At 59.5% G+C, this 15,177-nt stretch carries 18 protein-coding genes; 7 read left to right on the plus strand and 11 right to left on the minus strand.

All coding sequences use genetic code 11. The features are described 5' to 3' along the window. The first annotated feature begins 1 nt into the window (after position 1). The 3 genes from FHT78_RS15530 (at position 2) to FHT78_RS15540 (ending at position 1,493) form a co-directional block, all read left to right on the plus strand. Positions 2–697: a YafY family protein gene (locus FHT78_RS15530; RefSeq protein WP_183746475.1), complete on the plus strand. Its 696-nt coding sequence runs from the start codon at positions 2–4 to the stop codon at positions 695–697. A gap of 70 nt (positions 698–767) precedes the next feature. Next, on the plus strand, positions 768–989 hold the full coding sequence (locus tag FHT78_RS15535; protein ID WP_246715324.1) for a hypothetical protein: 222 nt from the start codon (positions 768–770) through the stop codon (positions 987–989). Positions 990–1,124: 135 nt separating this feature from the next. Further along, positions 1,125–1,493, plus strand: a complete 369-nt coding sequence (locus FHT78_RS15540; protein WP_025669404.1) for a VOC family protein — start codon at positions 1,125–1,127, stop codon at positions 1,491–1,493. Positions 1,494–1,549: 56 nt separating this feature from the next. Here the strand turns inward: FHT78_RS15540 and FHT78_RS15545 are convergent, their stop codons facing one another. Beyond that, on the minus strand, positions 1,550–2,404 hold the full coding sequence (locus FHT78_RS15545; protein ID WP_007813868.1) for a prephenate dehydratase: 855 nt from the start codon (positions 2,402–2,404) through the stop codon (positions 1,550–1,552). An 11-nt stretch (positions 2,405–2,415) separates the two neighbouring features. Further along, a complete protein-coding gene (locus FHT78_RS15550; RefSeq protein ID WP_183745552.1) occupies positions 2,416–3,171 on the minus strand; it encodes a 3-deoxy-manno-octulosonate cytidylyltransferase in 756 nt (251 codons plus the stop codon). A 154-nt stretch (positions 3,172–3,325) separates the two neighbouring features. Here FHT78_RS15550 and FHT78_RS15555 point away from each other — a divergent pair, with 154 nt between their 5' ends. Then, a complete protein-coding gene (locus FHT78_RS15555) occupies positions 3,326–3,898 on the plus strand; it encodes a cytochrome c family protein (RefSeq protein ID WP_183745555.1) in 573 nt (190 codons plus the stop codon). A gap of 55 nt (positions 3,899–3,953) precedes the next feature. On the opposite strand, the gene FHT78_RS15560 is transcribed toward FHT78_RS15555, so the two are convergent. Continuing rightward, entirely contained in the window at positions 3,954–4,901 is a 948-nt protein-coding gene (locus FHT78_RS15560; protein ID WP_183745558.1) for an AEC family transporter, read from the minus strand. 405 nt (positions 4,902–5,306) lie between these two features. Between FHT78_RS15560 and FHT78_RS15565 the strand changes: the two genes are divergently transcribed. Continuing rightward, entirely contained in the window at positions 5,307–6,299 is a 993-nt protein-coding gene (locus FHT78_RS15565; RefSeq protein ID WP_183745561.1) for an adenosine kinase, read from the plus strand. Here FHT78_RS15565 and FHT78_RS15570 read toward each other — a convergent pair. Then, complete coding sequence (locus FHT78_RS15570; protein WP_183745564.1) at positions 6,292–6,831, minus strand: SH3 domain-containing protein; 540 nt, start codon at positions 6,829–6,831, stop codon at positions 6,292–6,294. The two genes, FHT78_RS15565 and FHT78_RS15570, sit on opposite strands and share 8 nt — an antisense overlap. A 177-nt stretch (positions 6,832–7,008) precedes the next feature. On the opposite strand from FHT78_RS15570, the gene FHT78_RS15575 reads away from it, so the two are divergent. Continuing rightward, positions 7,009–8,010: a D-glycerate dehydrogenase gene (locus FHT78_RS15575; protein ID WP_183745567.1), complete on the plus strand. Its 1,002-nt coding sequence runs from the start codon at positions 7,009–7,011 to the stop codon at positions 8,008–8,010. 19 nt (positions 8,011–8,029) lie between these two features. On the opposite strand, the gene FHT78_RS15580 is transcribed toward FHT78_RS15575, so the two are convergent. The 4 genes from FHT78_RS15580 to FHT78_RS15595 all read right to left on the minus strand — a co-directional run bounded on the left by FHT78_RS15580 (position 8,030) and on the right by FHT78_RS15595 (position 10,769). Then, a complete protein-coding gene (locus FHT78_RS15580; protein ID WP_183745570.1) occupies positions 8,030–8,503 on the minus strand; it encodes a GNAT family N-acetyltransferase in 474 nt (157 codons plus the stop codon). Then, positions 8,500–9,324, minus strand: coding sequence for a molybdopterin-synthase adenylyltransferase MoeB (locus FHT78_RS15585; protein WP_183745573.1), 825 nt, complete (start codon positions 9,322–9,324; stop codon positions 8,500–8,502). Before FHT78_RS15585 ends, FHT78_RS15580 begins: the two co-directional genes overlap by 4 nt. Beyond that, a complete protein-coding gene (gene recF, locus FHT78_RS15590) occupies positions 9,321–10,445 on the minus strand; it encodes a DNA replication/repair protein RecF (RefSeq protein ID WP_183745575.1) in 1,125 nt (374 codons plus the stop codon). The genes FHT78_RS15585 and recF overlap by 4 nt, the downstream gene beginning before the upstream one ends. A gap of 123 nt (positions 10,446–10,568) precedes the next feature. Further along, on the minus strand, positions 10,569–10,769 hold the full coding sequence (locus tag FHT78_RS15595) for a hypothetical protein (RefSeq protein ID WP_183745578.1): 201 nt from the start codon (positions 10,767–10,769) through the stop codon (positions 10,569–10,571). 274 nt (positions 10,770–11,043) lie between these two features. Here FHT78_RS15595 and FHT78_RS15600 point away from each other — a divergent pair, with 274 nt between their 5' ends. Further along, the gene (locus FHT78_RS15600) at positions 11,044–11,409 is read left to right on the plus strand and encodes a helix-turn-helix transcriptional regulator (RefSeq protein ID WP_183745581.1); all 366 of its coding nucleotides are present in this window, start codon (positions 11,044–11,046) and stop codon (positions 11,407–11,409) included. A gap of 33 nt (positions 11,410–11,442) precedes the next feature. Here FHT78_RS15600 and FHT78_RS15605 read toward each other — a convergent pair whose 3' ends face one another. The 3 genes from FHT78_RS15605 to dnaK form a co-directional block, all read right to left on the minus strand. After that, entirely contained in the window at positions 11,443–11,649 is a 207-nt protein-coding gene (locus FHT78_RS15605; protein WP_183745584.1) for a hypothetical protein, read from the minus strand. A gap of 206 nt (positions 11,650–11,855) precedes the next feature. Next, positions 11,856–12,995, minus strand: coding sequence for a molecular chaperone DnaJ (gene dnaJ / locus FHT78_RS15610; RefSeq protein ID WP_183745587.1), 1,140 nt, complete (start codon positions 12,993–12,995; stop codon positions 11,856–11,858). Positions 12,996–13,077: 82 nt separating this feature from the next. Next, positions 13,078–14,988 carry a molecular chaperone DnaK gene (gene dnaK, locus FHT78_RS15615; protein ID WP_183745590.1) on the minus strand — a complete coding sequence of 637 codons (1,911 nt, stop codon included), beginning with the start codon at positions 14,986–14,988 and terminating at the stop codon, positions 13,078–13,080. Positions 14,989–15,177: the final 189 nt, after the last annotated feature.

Here is a 15,177-nt window from a genome sequence, read left to right on the forward strand (position 1 = left end):
AATCATGGTCGCCCGCTCCGAACGGCTGCTGACCCTGCTTCAGACGCTCAGGCGCTATCGGCGGCCGGTCACCGGCACCGTCTTGGCCGAAGAAACCGGTGTCAGCCTGCGCACGCTCTATCGCGATATTGCCAGCCTCCAGGCGCAAGGCGCCATGATCGAGGGTGAGGCCGGCATAGGCTATGTGCTGAAACCCGGCTTCATGCTGCCGCCGATGATGTTTTCTGAGGAAGAGCTGGAAGCATTGGTGCTTGGGTCCCGTTGGGTGGCGCGCGCCGCCGAACCGCGGCTGGCCAATGCCGGCGCTGACGCGCTGGCAAAGATCGCCGCCGTGCTACCGCCCGACATGCGCGATATGGTTGATTCGGCCACGCTTTTTGTCGGCCGCAAACGGCAGGATGAGGACAAGGCGGATGTTTCGGCCATCCGCAAGGCGATCCGCCTGGAACGTATCCTTGAACTGCATTATGGCGACGAACAGGGGCGTATCTCCCGCCGCCGTATCTGGCCTTTCGCGCTCGGATATTTCGAGCACGTGCGCATCATCATGGCCTGGTGCGAGCTGCGCCAGGATTTCCGTCATTTCCGCACCGATCGTATCATCGATATGACGATCCATGACGCGCGGTATCCGCGTCGTCGCACCGTTCTCCTGAAGGAATGGCGGGACACGCAGGATACTCCGATCGAGCACTAACACTACTGCCATAAACTGTCAGCAGGTGGCGCTATTATCAGTACCAGTCCAGCAGGAAGGAGTACTGATCATGGGAATGCCTCACGTCGTTCAATATGCCGGCCGTCGTACTTCAGTCGGAGCCGGAAAAACCCTTCGTTCGCGTCTGGTGCGTCTGTTTGCTGAGAGGTTCACAGGAGCATCATCACGCCGTCCACGCCTCGATCTCGATACGATGCCGCAATGGCGCAAGCGCGATCTCGGCTTCACGGACGGACAGGACTGGCGCGTCGGCGACGATCTCTTCCGTTAGGGCCGCAAGGCCCCCTCATTGATATTCCTCCCGGGAACGAAGCGGCGCTGTCTGCAGCGCTGCATTCGGCAAGCTGCTGCCATAAAATAGCAGCAGCTTGCGGCCGGGCATCTTTCAACCCAATGGAGAACTGAAATGGCTAGCCCCAATCTTATTATCCTCTATGTCAAGGATCCCGCCGAAAGTGCAGCCTTCTATCGCAATATTCTGAGTCGCGAGCCGGCCGTGGAGGCCCCGAATTTCGTCGCCTTCCCGCTCGATGGCGGCTTCACTCTCGGCCTCTGGCGCCGCAGCAGCGTCGAACCGCAACCCTCTGCCATCGGCAACCGCGGTGAGGTCGCCTTCATGGTCGATGGAGAAAATGCCGTCGCAAGGCACTATGAAGACTGGCGCGGCCGCGGCCTGCCGTTCGCTCAGGATCTGACTGAACTCGATTTCGGTCCGACCTTCGTCGTGCTGGATCCGGACGGGCATCGCTTGCGTGTTTGCGAGCCGGACAAATAAATTCGAATATGCACAAAGCCTCTTCGGTCAGCTACCGGAGAGGCTTTGAGTAATCCTCACAGAAGTCCCCGCATCGGATGGCCCTTGTAGACGCCGAGGATGCGCACCTTCTCGGAGAAGAAACGCAGTTCCTCCAGTGCCCGCCGCACATGTGCGTCGTTCGGGTGGCCCTCGATATCGGCGTAGAACTGCGTCGCTACGAACTTGCCGCCGAGTTGGTAACTTTCGAGCTTCGTCATGTTGATGTTATTCGTCGCAAAACCGCCGAGCGCCTTATAGAGCGCTGCCGGAATATTGCGGACATTGAAGACAAAGGTGGTGACGATTTTCTCGTCACTGGCAGCGCGTTCTGCCCATTCCTCATCACGCGACAGCACAACGAAACGCGTCACGTTGTTTTCCGTATCCTCGACGTTCTCGGCGATGATATCGAGGCCGTAGAGATCGGCGGCAAGGCGCGGCGCGAGCGCCGCCATCGAGCGGTCGCCGGTTTCCTTGACGAGCTTGGCGGCCCCTGCCGTATCGCCGGCGATCACAGGCTTCCAGCCGTTGGCGCGCACGATCTTGCGGCACTGGCCAAGCGCATGGATATGGCTGTGCACGGTGCGGATTTCATCCTTCGTCACACCTGGAAGCACCATGAGCTGAAAGCGGATCGGCATGAAATATTCGCCGATAATGTGCAGGCGCGATTCCGGCAGCAGGTGGTGGATATCGGCCACGCGTCCCGCGATCGTGTTCTCGATCGGGATCATGCCAATGTCTGCGTCGCCATTGTCGACCGCCGTAAAGGCATCCTCGAAGGTCTGACAGGGCAGCGGTTCCATGGTCGGAAACATGTCGCGGCTCGCCATGTCGGAATTGGCGCCGAATTCGCCCTGGAAGGCGATCCTGTTGGTCTTGATATTCATGAAGAAATCCGTCAGTTGGCCTTCGCGGAGAGAATGTGCCGCGCCTTTTCGAGGTCGGCTGGAGTATCGACACCGAGCGGAACCGTGTCAACGATCTCGACATCGATGCGCATACCGGCTTCGAGCGCCCGCAACTGCTCCAGTGATTCGCGCTTTTCAAGCGTCGACGGGCCAAGCGAGACGAAACGCTCGAGCGCAGCGCGTCGGTAGGCATAGAGCCCGATATGGTGATAGAGCGGCCCGTTGCCGTAAGGTGCGGTCGTGCGGGTGAAGTAAAGCGCACGCAGACGGCTGTCGGAGAGCGGTGAACCAACGATTTTCACAATGTGCGGCGCGGTCTTGTCTTCCTCGTTGTCGATTTCGGTCGTCAGGGTTCCAATATCGACGGCCTCGTTATCGAGCGGGCGCAACGCCGCACGCATGGTTTCGGGATCGATCGTCGGCAGGTCACCCTGAACGTTCACGACAATTTTCGCTTTCCTATCCGGATCGATCTTTGTCAGCGCCTCGAAAATGCGGTCGGAACCGGACTGGTGGTCCCGGCGTGTCATAACCACTTCAAAGCCCGCGGCGGAAACGGTGTCGAACACCTGCTGGTCGTCGACGGCAACGACCACCCGCCCGATCGTCGCTTCCTTTGCCCGTTTCGCTACCTGTACGATCATCGGCAAACCGCAAATATCGGCCAGTGGCTTGCCCGGAAGGCGGGTGGAAGCCATGCGTGCAGGGATCAGCACCAGCACGTCATCCAATTTTGAATCAGTCATTGTTCGGGCCTTCTAATCCGGGCTGAAAAGTGGCAAAAAGTCTCACGCACAAGACCATTTAGACAGTTGCAACGGATAGCCAAAAGACATAGGTTCCGCGCAATTTCAAGATGGTCCGGTTTCTGGTCTGCCGGCTGCAAGGGGAGCATTGCAGATGAATTCATACGTCAATACGGCCGTGGGGGCGCTGCTGGGAACGGTCTTCGTTCTGATGTCGGTCTCCATCGCGTCCGAGGGGATCTTCCATTCCGAGGCGCCGGAGAAGGAGGGTTTTGCCATCGTCGCCGAGGAGGCACCTGCCGCCGGCGGTGAAGGTGCGCCTGCTGCCGTTGCCGTTCCGATCGCGCAGCTTCTTGCCAGCGCCGACGCCAAGGCCGGCGAAACCGTATTCAAGAAGTGTCAGGCCTGTCATGACGGCACCAAAGGCGGACCCAATAAAGTCGGTCCGAATCTCTTTGGTGTCGTAGATCGCCCGATCGCCTCGCATGAAGGCTTCGCATATTCCTCCGCCATGAAGGATTTCTCCAAGGGCGGCAGCGAACATTGGACCTTCGAAAACCTCAACAAATTCCTGGCGGCGCCGAAGAAAGACGTTCCGGGCACGGCCATGGGCTTTGCCGGTCTGCCGAAGGATCAGGACCGTGCCAACGTCATCCTCTATCTGCACACACTGGCAGATTCACCCGCTCCGCTGCCGGATCCGAATGCTCCGGCTGCAACGCAGTAAGAAGCGGCGAATTTTCAATAAGAAGCCCGGTCTCAAGCTGGGCTTTTTTATTGCCTCAGGCGCCGAGAATATAGGCCCAGAAGGAAACGGTGATTGCGCCCAGCGCCGTAGTCACTGTGATCGTCGAGGCGGCAAGGCTGTGACCGACGCCGAAGCGATTGGCGATCAGCCAGGCATTCACCCCTGTCGGCACCGACGAAGTCAGCACCAGCGCCGCTGCCCACTCGTTGCTAAGGCCGAAAAGATGGCTTGCTGCCCACACGCAGCCAGGCAGCAGCAGCAGCTTGAAGGCTGAGGTCACGCTGGCAATCCCGACATTGCCCGAGACTCCGTATTTCTGCAGCGCCATACCGAGCGAAATCAATGCCGCCGGACCGGCCGTGCCGGCGATCTGCCCGACGACAGTGCTGATTGTTGACGGCATGGTCAGGCCCGAGACATGGAAGACGGCGCCTGCCGCGATGCCGATAACCAGCGGGTTGTGCAGCAGGTTCAGGCCAATCTGCTTCAGCACCAGGATCATGCTGCGGTCGCTCTTGCCGGAAATTTTGCGTTCGGCATGTTCCATCATGATCGTACCTGCCACCATCATGATCGGCAGATGCACGGCAAGCAGGATGGAAAGGGCAACAAGCCCTTCGCTGCCCACGGTGCGCTCGACCAGCGGCAGGCCAATGAAGATGTTGTTGGCGAAAGCGGAGGACACGCCGGCAAGCACGCCGATCCGCTCATCACGCCCGAAGAAACGCGTAGCGACGAAGTGCCCGGCGGTCCATGTCACCGCGACCCCGGAGAAATAGACGCCCCAGAGCCGGAACGGTGACGCGCCGTGGAAATCGGCCTCGGCGATGGTGCGGAAAAGCAGCAGAGGCACGGCGATTTTGAAGACGAACTCGCTCAAGGCATCGCCGACACTTGCGGTCAGCAATCCGACGCGGACGATCAGCCAGCCGATGAGAATGAGAAGGAAGATCGGGAGAACGTCGAAGATGATGGCTGACATTAACTGCTGCTCTGCGCGGGGATTGCCGAGGTCTAACAGCAAATCGCCAGCCATGACAAATGCCATGGGTGCAATTTCTTCCGCGTCGCAACAAAAAAAGCGGGCTCGGCCCGCTTTTCCGCATCCGGTCCTGCCGGATACCCGGGTCCGGCACTGCCAGTTCATCCGTGGTCAGCGCCGTTCCGGTAAGACTGAAGAGATCATCTCTCCCGTAGCCCAGCTCTACGAAATACTGCATGCCGGTCTTTCTAATGCCATTTTTAGACAGGGGAAATGACAGAGGCATGACGAGCAAACGGCAGTTTTGCGAAGAGTTGGAAGGCGGTATGCTGTTTATCCTTTCAATAATGGCAAATTTCGCTAAGACCCATTACCGGCTATCACAAATCCGGGACTTCCCACTTCATGACCAAATTCGATGTTCTGACAGTCGGCAATGCAATCGTCGATATTATCGCTCGTTGCGACGACCAGTTCCTCATTGACAACAAGATCACCAAGGCGGCGATGAACCTCATCGATGCCGAACGCGCCGAACTGCTCTATTCCCGCATGGGTCCGGCTCTTGAGGCTTCCGGCGGCAGTGCCGGCAATACGGCTGCAGGCATTGCCAGCCTTGGCGGCAAGGCCGCTTATTTCGGCAAGGTCGCGGAGGACCAGCTCGGTGAGATATTCGTGCATGATATCCGTGCCCAGGGCGTCCACTATCAGACCAAGGCCAGGGGCACATTTCCGCCGACTGCGCGCTCGATGATCTTCGTGACCGATGACGGCGAGCGCTCGATGAACACCTATCTTGGCGCCTGCGTCGAGCTCGGACCTGAGGATGTCGAAGCAGATGTCGTGGCGCAGGCCAAGGTGACCTATTTCGAAGGTTATCTCTGGGATCCGCCGCGTGCCAAGGAAGCGATTCTCGATTGTGCCCGCATCGCCCACGAGAACGGCCGCGAAATGTCGATGACACTCTCCGATAGCTTCTGCGTCGATCGTTACCGCGGCGAATTCCTGGATCTGATGCGCTCGGGCAAGGTCGATATCGTCTTCGCCAACCGCCAGGAAGTCCTTTCGCTTTACGAAACCGACGATTTCGAGGAAGCACTGAACAAGATCGCCAAGGATTGCAAGATCGCAGCCGTGACCGTCAGCGAGGACGGCGCCGTGATTCTGAGGGGCAACGAGCGCCATTACGTCGATGCGATCAAGATCAACGAATTGGTCGATACGACCGGCGCCGGCGATCTCTTCGCCTCAGGCTTCCTCTACGGTTATACGCAGGGCCGTACGCTGGAGGATTGCGGCAAGCTCGGCTGCCTTGCCGCGGGCATCGTCATCCAGCAGATCGGCCCGCGGCCGATGAAGTCACTGTCCGAAGCCGCAAAAGAGGCGGGCCTTATTTAAAGGCCTCGCCCGGATAGGCGCCCCAGATTTCCGACTGCGCTACCCAGCCTTCGGCGCCGTCGGTCTTTGCGAAGCACCACTCTCCGCTGCATTCACCGATCGTGATCATCACGCCCGGCTCCAGCTTGGCGACGATGCTGGAAGACGGCTGTGCTTCACGGCGGAGGTTGACATAGACGCCTTTGCCCTTGCCCTTCATCCACGGCGCGGCGATAGCGGCACGCTGGCCTGACAGCAGCGACTGGTTGACCCAGCCTTCCGTCCCGTCGGCATCGCGGATACGACGCCAGTTGTCGTATTCCTGGATGATTTCGACCGGTAAGCCCGTCTTCAGATACATCCAGGAAACCGCATAATCCGTTCCCGGCCCGATGCGAAGGTTCACGCGCTTGGACTTCAGCGTCACGAAGCGCGGCAGCGGCAGGCCGCTCGGCCCCTTGGCCGCCTGGGCTTGCGCAAATTCGATGGTTCCCGCCGATACGGCAAAGGCAACCGTCAGGACGAGACAGGACTTCATAACTGTGCGACGCATAGAAGCTTCCGTTGGGTCGAATTCGCAGCAGGCCGCGCCTGCTCGCTTTCCGGGATTCCCCGGCCGCCACACGAGTTTTGTTTGTCTTCGCGTGCGGGTCTGGTAGAAAATGCCCGGAACGGGAAAATGATCGCCCATCTTGGTTAAAGACCTCTAAACAAGGCACTGTAAGCCGCTATGACGACGAAGAAAAAACCGAAGGTCTACATAACCCGCAAGCTGCCCGATGTCGTCGAAACCCGCATGCGCGAGCTCTTCGATGCCGAGCTGAATATCGACGATACGCCGCGATCCGTTCCCGAACTCGTCGAAGCCGTCAGAACCTGCGATGTGCTGGTTCCGACCGTGACCGACCGCATCGATGCGGCTCTCATCGAACAGGCTGGGCCGCAGATGAAGCTGATCGCCAGCTTTTCAAACGGCACCGATCATATCGATGTCGAAGCCGCCGCGCGCCGCGGCATCACTGTCACCAACACCCCGAACGTGCTGACCGATGATACCGCCGATATGACCATGGCGCTGATCCTCGCCGTACCTCGGCGGATCGGCGAAGGTGCGCGCGTGCTGACCGACAGGCCCGGCGAATGGGCCGGCTGGTCTCCGACCTGGATGCTCGGCCGACGTATCCACGGAAAGCGAATCGGCATCGTCGGCATGGGCCGTATCGGCACGGCCGTTGCGCGCCGTGCCAAGGCCTTCGGCTTGTCGATCCATTATCACAACCGCAAGCGCGTCAATCCTGCGACTGAGGACGAGCTGGAGGCAACCTATTGGGAAAGCCTCGACCAGATGCTTGCCCGCGTCGACATCGTCTCGGTCAATTGCCCCTCGACACCCGCGACCTTTCATCTCTTGTCGGCAAGGCGCCTGGCGTTGCTTCAGCCGACCGCCTATCTCGTCAACACCGCCCGCGGCGACGTGATCGACGAGGCGGCGCTTATCAAATGCCTGCGGGAAGGAAAGATCGCTGGCGCCGGGCTCGATGTTTTCGAGAACGAGCCCATGGTCAATCCGAAGCTGGTGAAGCTTGCCAATGAGGGTAAGGTCGTGCTGCTGCCGCATATGAGCTCTGCAACGATCGAGGGACGTGCGGAGATGGGCGACAAGGTCGTCATCAATATCCGCGCCTTCATCGATGGCCATCGACCACCGAATCGGGTGCTGCCGGGCCGGTGACCGCCGGACGCACTTATCTTCAGCCGGCGAGAGCCTTCCGCATCTCGATAAACGTCACCCGCGTAAAACCCGGATGAGATTTCTCCGCGGTTTTCTCAAAGCCCCAGGCCGCGAAGGTCGCGTGATTGCCCAAGAGCTCTATCCGCGTCTCGAGGCGCAAAGCCTGAAGGCCGCGTTCGCGCGCCGTCTCTTCCGCGATCTCAAGTAGACGCCGGCCAATGCCCTTGCCTTGCGCAGATGGCAGAACTGCGAGTTTTCCGACATAGAGGCAATCTTTCTCCGGGCGCAGGAATATGCAGCCGGTGAGCTGCCCCTTGTTCTCTATGGCATAGACGATTTCTGCCTTTGCCTTCTCCGCCAGCGATTCCATTGTCAGGCGAGTTGCCGAGGAGGGCGGATCGATCCGGCCTTCCATATAGGCAAAGGATACGAGAATGAGGTCGAGCAACTTGCTCCAGCGGGTAAAGCTCTCATCGATGCGAAAAGGCATCATGCGGTATTGCTCTGCTTCGCGCGTCGGCGCTTGTAGCGGATCGTATCGAAACGAGCGGACAAGGCGTCATAGAGCAGCAGGCGGCCGATCAGCGGCTTACCGGCGCCGGTAATGATCTTGATCGCCTCCATGGCCATCATCGTGCCGATCACGCCTGTCAGAGCGCCGATGATCCCGGCCTCCGCGCAGGCGGGTATCAATCCGGCCGGCGGTGCTTCGGGAAAGAGATCACGATATCCGGGATTCTGCGTACCGTCCTCGGCAGCCTCATAGGGTTTCAGCACCGTCAGCGATCCGTCGAAACGGCCGACGGCACCTGTCACAAGCGGGATACGCGCGTCTTCTGCCGCATCAGCGGCCATATAGCGCGTATCGAAATTGTCCGAACCGTCGATCAGGAGATCGAACCCGGAAAGGTGCAAACGCGCCCTATCGGCGGAAAGGCGCTCAGTGAAACGGATGACCTTGATATGTGGGTTCAGCCGAGCGATCGCAATGGCAGCACTTTCCGTCTTCATTTCGCCGATCGTGCCGGAATCGTGGATCACCTGCCGCTGCAGGTTGGAGAGCGAAACACGATCGTCATCGGCAATGCCGAGCGTGCCGACGCCTGCGGCCGCCAGATATTGCAGGATCGGCGCGCCGAGCCCTCCGGCGCCTATGACAAGTACCCGCGCGGCCTTCAGTTTCTGTTGGCCCGCGCCGCCGATTTCCGGCAGCAGGATGTGGCGATGATAGCGTGCGATTTCGTCCGGGCTGAGGGGTTCCATGGACGCAATGCTATCACGCCGTAAACCGTCAGGAGAAGCGCGATCGCTCATTCGAAAACCCGTCCGTCCGCAACCGTGAAAAACTGCGCCCGCTCGCCAAGCGCCGCAAACATCTGACAGTCCGTTCCCGTCATGAAGGCCTGGCCGCCAAGCCCGTCTATGAGATCGAACAATGCGGCGCGACGTCCCTCGTCGAGATGGGCAGCAATTTCGTCCAGAAGCAGAACCGGCGCATGGCCGGTAAGATTGCCGACGAGCCGCGCATGGGCAAGCACAAGGCCCACCAGCAGGGCCTTCTGCTCGCCGGTGGAGCAGCGTGCGGCTTCCATCTGCTTCTCACGATGATGCGCGATGAGATCGGCACGATGCGGCCCCTCCAGCGTGCGCCCGGCGCCGGCATCGCGGTAACGGTTGGCGGCGAGCGTTGCCGCATACTCATCTTCCAGATCGACCGAGGGCCGGGAGAATTGACCATCCATGAAACCCGAGAGCTGCAGCGATGCTGATGGGAAGGGGGAGGTCTCGCGGCTTTCCTCGATGAGGCGGGTCAGCAGGCCGAGCATTTCCTGCCGGGCGAGCGCCATGGCAATGCCGAGGCTTGCCATCTGCTCCTCGATGCCGGAAAGCCAGGACGGGTCGAAGCGGCCTTCGTCGAGCAGCTTGTTGCGGCTGCGCATGGCACGCTCGAAGTCACTTGCCCGCCTGGCATGCTCAGGGTCGAGCGAGAGCACGAGCCGGTCGAGGAACCGCCTGCGATCGGATGAGCCACCGGTAAAGAGCCCGTCCATTGCCGGCGTCAGCCAGAGCACGCGAAGGTGGTCCGTCAGCTCGTCAACCGTCTTTGCCGTTGTTCCGTTGATGCGCAGCCGGCGCGCCGTCGTCTCGTCGCTGGCATCAATCCCCGTGCCGATCTCGACAACGCCTTCCATACCGTCGAGTTCGGCAAAGATCGAAAATCCGCCCGCAGCACCGACGCGGGTGATATCGCCATAGGCGGCGCGGCGCAGCCCGCGTCCCGGCGACAGGAAGGAAACCGCCTCCATCAGGTTGGTCTTGCCGGCGCCGTTGTCCCCGGTCAGCACCACATGCCGCCCGTCAAGGGCAAGCGATGCCGACGCATAATTGCGGAAGTCGGTCAGTTTCAGACGGGTAAGGGCAACCTTGTGCGGCATCGGATATCCGGAAACATCAAGGCTGACAGTCGGAGCCTTTCCTGGTCAGAATGAATCAATCTGACCAGGAAAGGCTCTAAGCCGAAGCGCCAGGGATATCAAGGCTGAGAGCCGTTTCGGCTGTCAATGCCTGCAAGGGGTGGGCGGCTCGAGCTGTGCCTCGGCCTCCGCAATCGCCTTTTCTATCCAATAGCGGAGGTCCGGCCGGTCTTCGATCGAGCCGCGCAGGGATTTCAATGAATCGATCATCATCGTCAATTTCTGGCGGCGCATATCGATGACGATACTGTCGTCACCAGATTTCCCGGAGAATGCGGATGTCATGCAGAACTCGAAGCCTCTTGTCTGACTGGTGATAGGGGTTCCGGCGCTGGTAACTATCGTCATATGGAGCGAAATCAACTACAGGCTGTTCAACTTTTCGCAATATCGCCGGCAAGTCCTCAAGCACTAATTAGAAGTTGTAGATCCGCTAGGCGAACAGTTATTGAGGCGACATAATACCCAAAAAAAGTCGGTTGAAATTTGCAACTTGTGGATTGAGATATTCAGCTGACGCTATATGGTAAATAAGGGTTTACCGGGAGAGAGTGCAGCAGTGCCAGATCCGATTGATATCATTGTCGGCCGCAACGTGAGACAGCTTCGCGCCCGCCGACGTGTTTCTCAGCTGGAGCTCGGCGAAGCGCTTGGCCTTACATTCCAGCAGATCCAAAAATACGAGAAGGGCACGAACCGCGTCTCTGCCAGCAAGCTGCATCAGATAGCAGTCTTCTTGGGGGTCGATATTTCCGAGCTATTTGAGGGTACGGGAATTTCCCAGTTTACCAACCGCGTCGAGCTGAGCCCCGAGGCCTATGAACTGGCGGTCAGCTTTGACAGGTTAAGCTCGATTGCGGGCAAGCAGGCGGTCAAGACAATCCTCAACCTCATGTGCGGTCAGGCATCCGAAAACGCCGCTTGATGCGTCGCACTTATCTTTGAAATCGACGGGATTTCAGTGAAGCTCGCGCTCGTGCAAAGCGACGAGCAGGGCGTCCTGCGTCTGATGGCCGGCGTGGTAGAGGTCGATCGCGATGCTGGCGATCGAAAGACCCTGCTGGCTGCGAAGCTTGATGTTGTGTTCGGCACACCATGAATAGAGCGCACCTGCCAGTGCATCGACATCTTCGGACAGACTATTTGAAAAACTCGTTGCCGACATGGAGATACCCTCTGTTGTCCCGGACTGCGGGCCAAAGACAGTATGGATTTCAGGAACTTGCAAGCGCCATCGGATCTGTGCGTTAACACAAGACATCTGCGTTTCGATCTACGTCCCGACCCGAGACAGCTGTCCCGAATTGAAGCATGCATGAAAAAAGCCGCAGGCGGCACCTCCGGCTTTTGTAAGCTTGACGGATATCGAACTCAGCCCTCGAAGAATTCCTTCATCCGGGCAAAGAAGCCCGTCGATTCCGGATTGTTCTCCTTCGAGGAGAGCTGCTCGAATTCCTGTAGAAGCTCGCGCTGGCGCTTAGAAAGCTTCTGCGGCGTCTCGATCTGGATCTGGATATAGAGATCGCCCGTCTGGCTGGAGCGCAGTACCGGCATGCCCTTGCCCTTCAGACGGAATTGCTTGCCGGCCTGCGTGCCCTCGGGAACGGTGACACGCGACTTGGTGCCGTCGAGTGTCGCGACATCGAAGGTGCCCCCGAGCGCTGCCGTCGTCATGGAGATCGGCACGGCGCAATAGAGGTCGGCTCCGTCGCGCTGATAGAACTCATGCGGCTTCACCGACAGGAAGATATAGAGATCGCCCGCCGGGCCGCCGCGCGTGCCGGCTTCGCCTTCGCCCTGCAGGCGAATACGGGTACCATCCTCGATACCGGCAGGGATGTTGACGGAGAGCGAACGCTCTTCGGTCACACGGCCCTGGCCGTGACACTTCGGACACGGATCGGGAATGATCTGGCCGCGGCCGTGGCAGGTCGGGCAGGTGCGTTCAATCGAGAAGAAACCTTGCGCTGCGCGCACGCGGCCCGAGCCCTGGCAGGTGCCGCAGGTCTTCGGCTGCGTGCCCGGCTTGGCGCCGGAGCCGGAACAGACGTCGCAGGTAATCGAGGTCGGCACGCGGATCTGCGCCGTTTTCCCGGAAAAGGCCTCTTCCAGCGAGATTTCCATGTTGTAGCGAAGGTCGGCGCCGCGTTCGCGGCCGCCCGAAGAGCGCTGCCGTCCGCGGCCGCCGCCCATCATCTCGCCGAAAATATCCTCGAAGATATCGGAGAAGCCGCCGCCGGCAAAACCGCCGCCGCCGAAGCCGCCGGGACCACCCATACCGCCATGTTCGAAAGCCGCATGGCCGTAACGGTCGTAGGCCGCGCGCTTCTGCGGGTCCTTCAGCGTTTCGTAGGCTTCGTTGATTTCCTTGAATTTGCGTTCGGCGTCTTTGTCATCCGGGTTCTTGTCCGGATGGTATTTCATTGCCAGCTTGCGGAAGGCGCTTTTCAGCTCTTTCTCATCCGCCGTCTTGGCTACACCCAGAGTTTCGTAAAAGTCCGCTTTTGCCAATTTAAGCCCCGGAAATGGATTTCCGGCTGCCATGGTGAGCAGCCGGATGTCTATCGTCTAGCGTTGACCGACAGCCCGCTGATTATGCGGATTTCTTGCGGTCGTCGTCCTTGACTTCTTCGTAGTCGGCATCGACGACGTTGTCATCCTCAGCCGAAGCCTCGGCTGCACCGCCTTCCGCCTGCTGGGCTTCATAGATCGCCTGGCCGAGCTTCATGGAAACCTCCATGAGGGTCTGGGTCTTGGCCTTGATGTCTTCGGCGTCGGCTTCAGTTGCTTCGGTCGCGGACTTCAGAGCGGCAATCGCATCGGAAATTGCGGTGCGGTCGGCTTCGGAAACCTTGTCACCGTAATCCTTGAGCGACTTTTCCGTGGAGTGGATCAGGCTTTCGGCCTGGTTCTTGGCTTCCACACCTTCGCGGCGCTTCTTGTCTTCGGCAGCATGCGATTCGGCATCCTTGACCATCTTTTCAATGTCGGCGTCGGAAAGACCGCCGGAGGCCTGGATGCGGATCTGCTGTTCCTTGCCGGTGCCCTTGTCCTTGGCCGAAACCTGCACGATGCCGTTCGCGTCGATGTCGAAGGTGACTTCGATCTGCGGAACGCCGCGCGGTGCCGGTGGCAGGCCGACGAGGTCGAACTGGCCGAGCAGCTTGTTGTCGGCAGCCATTTCACGCTCGCCCTGCGAGACGCGGATGGTGACGGCCTGCTGGTTGTCGTCGGCGGTCGAGAAGGTCTGGCTCTTCTTCGTCGGGATCGTCGTGTTGCGTTCGATCAGACGGGTGAAGACGCCACCGAGCGTTTCGATACCGAGAGACAGCGGGGTTACGTCGAGAAGCAGAACGTCCTTGACGTCGCCCTGGAGAACGCCGGCCTGGATGGCAGCGCCGAGAGCCACGACTTCATCCGGGTTGACACCCTTGTGCGGTTCCTTGCCGAACAGCTGCTTGACGACTTCCTGGACCTTCGGCATGCGGCTCATACCACCGACGAGAACGACTTCGTCGATTTCGGCAGCGGTGACGCCGGCATCCTTGAGGGCGGCCTTGCACGGAGCGATCGTGCGCTGAACGAGATCGTCGACCAGGCTTTCGAGCTTGGCGCGGGTCAGCTTCAGCGTCAGGTGCTTCGGGCCGGAGGCGTCAGCCGTGATGAACGGCAGGTTGATTTCGGTCTGCTGCGAAGAGGACAGCTCGATCTTTGCCTTTTCGGCAGCTTCCTTGAGGCGCTGCAGGGCGAGCTTGTCGTTCTTCAGGTCGATGCCGTTGTCCTTCTTGAACTCGGCAACGAGATATTCGACGAGGCGCATGTCGAAGTCTTCACCGCCGAGGAACGTATCGCCGTTGGTGGACTTCACTTCGAAGACGCCGTCGCCGATCTCGAGGATCGAAATGTCGAAGGTGCCGCCGCCAAGGTCGTAGACAGCGATCGTCTTGCCATCCTTCTTGTCGAGGCCATAGGCGAGAGCGGCAGCGGTCGGCTCGTTGATGATGCGGAGCACTTCAAGACCAGCGATCTTGCCGGCATCCTTGGTTGCCTGGCGCTGTGCGTCGTTGAAGTAAGCGGGAACAGTGATGACGGCCTTTTCGACCTTTTCACCGAGATAGGATTCGGCGGTTTCCTTCATCTTCTGAAGGATCATTGCGGAAATCTGTGCGGGCGAGTAGCCTTTGCCGTTGGCTTCGACCCAGGCGTCGCCATTGTCGCCCTTGACGATAGAGAACGGAACGAGGTGCTTGTCCTTCTCGACGGTCGGATCTTCGTAGCGGCGGCCGATGAGGCGCTTTACGGCGAAGAGCGTGTTCGTGGGGTTGGTGACCGCCTGGCGCTTGGCAGGCTGACCGACGAGGCGTTCGCCGTCATCGGAAAATGCCACCATGGAAGGGGTCGTGCGGGCGCCTTCCGCATTCTCGATGACCTTTGCGTCCTTGCCGTCCATGACTGCGACGCAGGAATTTGTCGTTCCAAGGTCGATACCAATTACTTTTGCCATGTCATTCTCTCCTTGAAGCAAGCTGTCGGAACCCCGGTAAGGCATTTCGCTGACAGCCCCTTACGGGATGGGTCTACTAAGATTACGCAATCGTGATTGCGGTGATGCGGCGTATATAAGGAGCGGTTTTCTGGACTGCAAGGCGAGAAATGGCTTGGAATCCAGCAAAACGAATGTGTTGCATTCAAT

The sequence above is a fragment of the Rhizobium sp. BK196 genome, assembly GCF_014193255.1.
Taxonomy (GTDB): Bacteria; Pseudomonadota; Alphaproteobacteria; order Rhizobiales; family Rhizobiaceae; genus Rhizobium.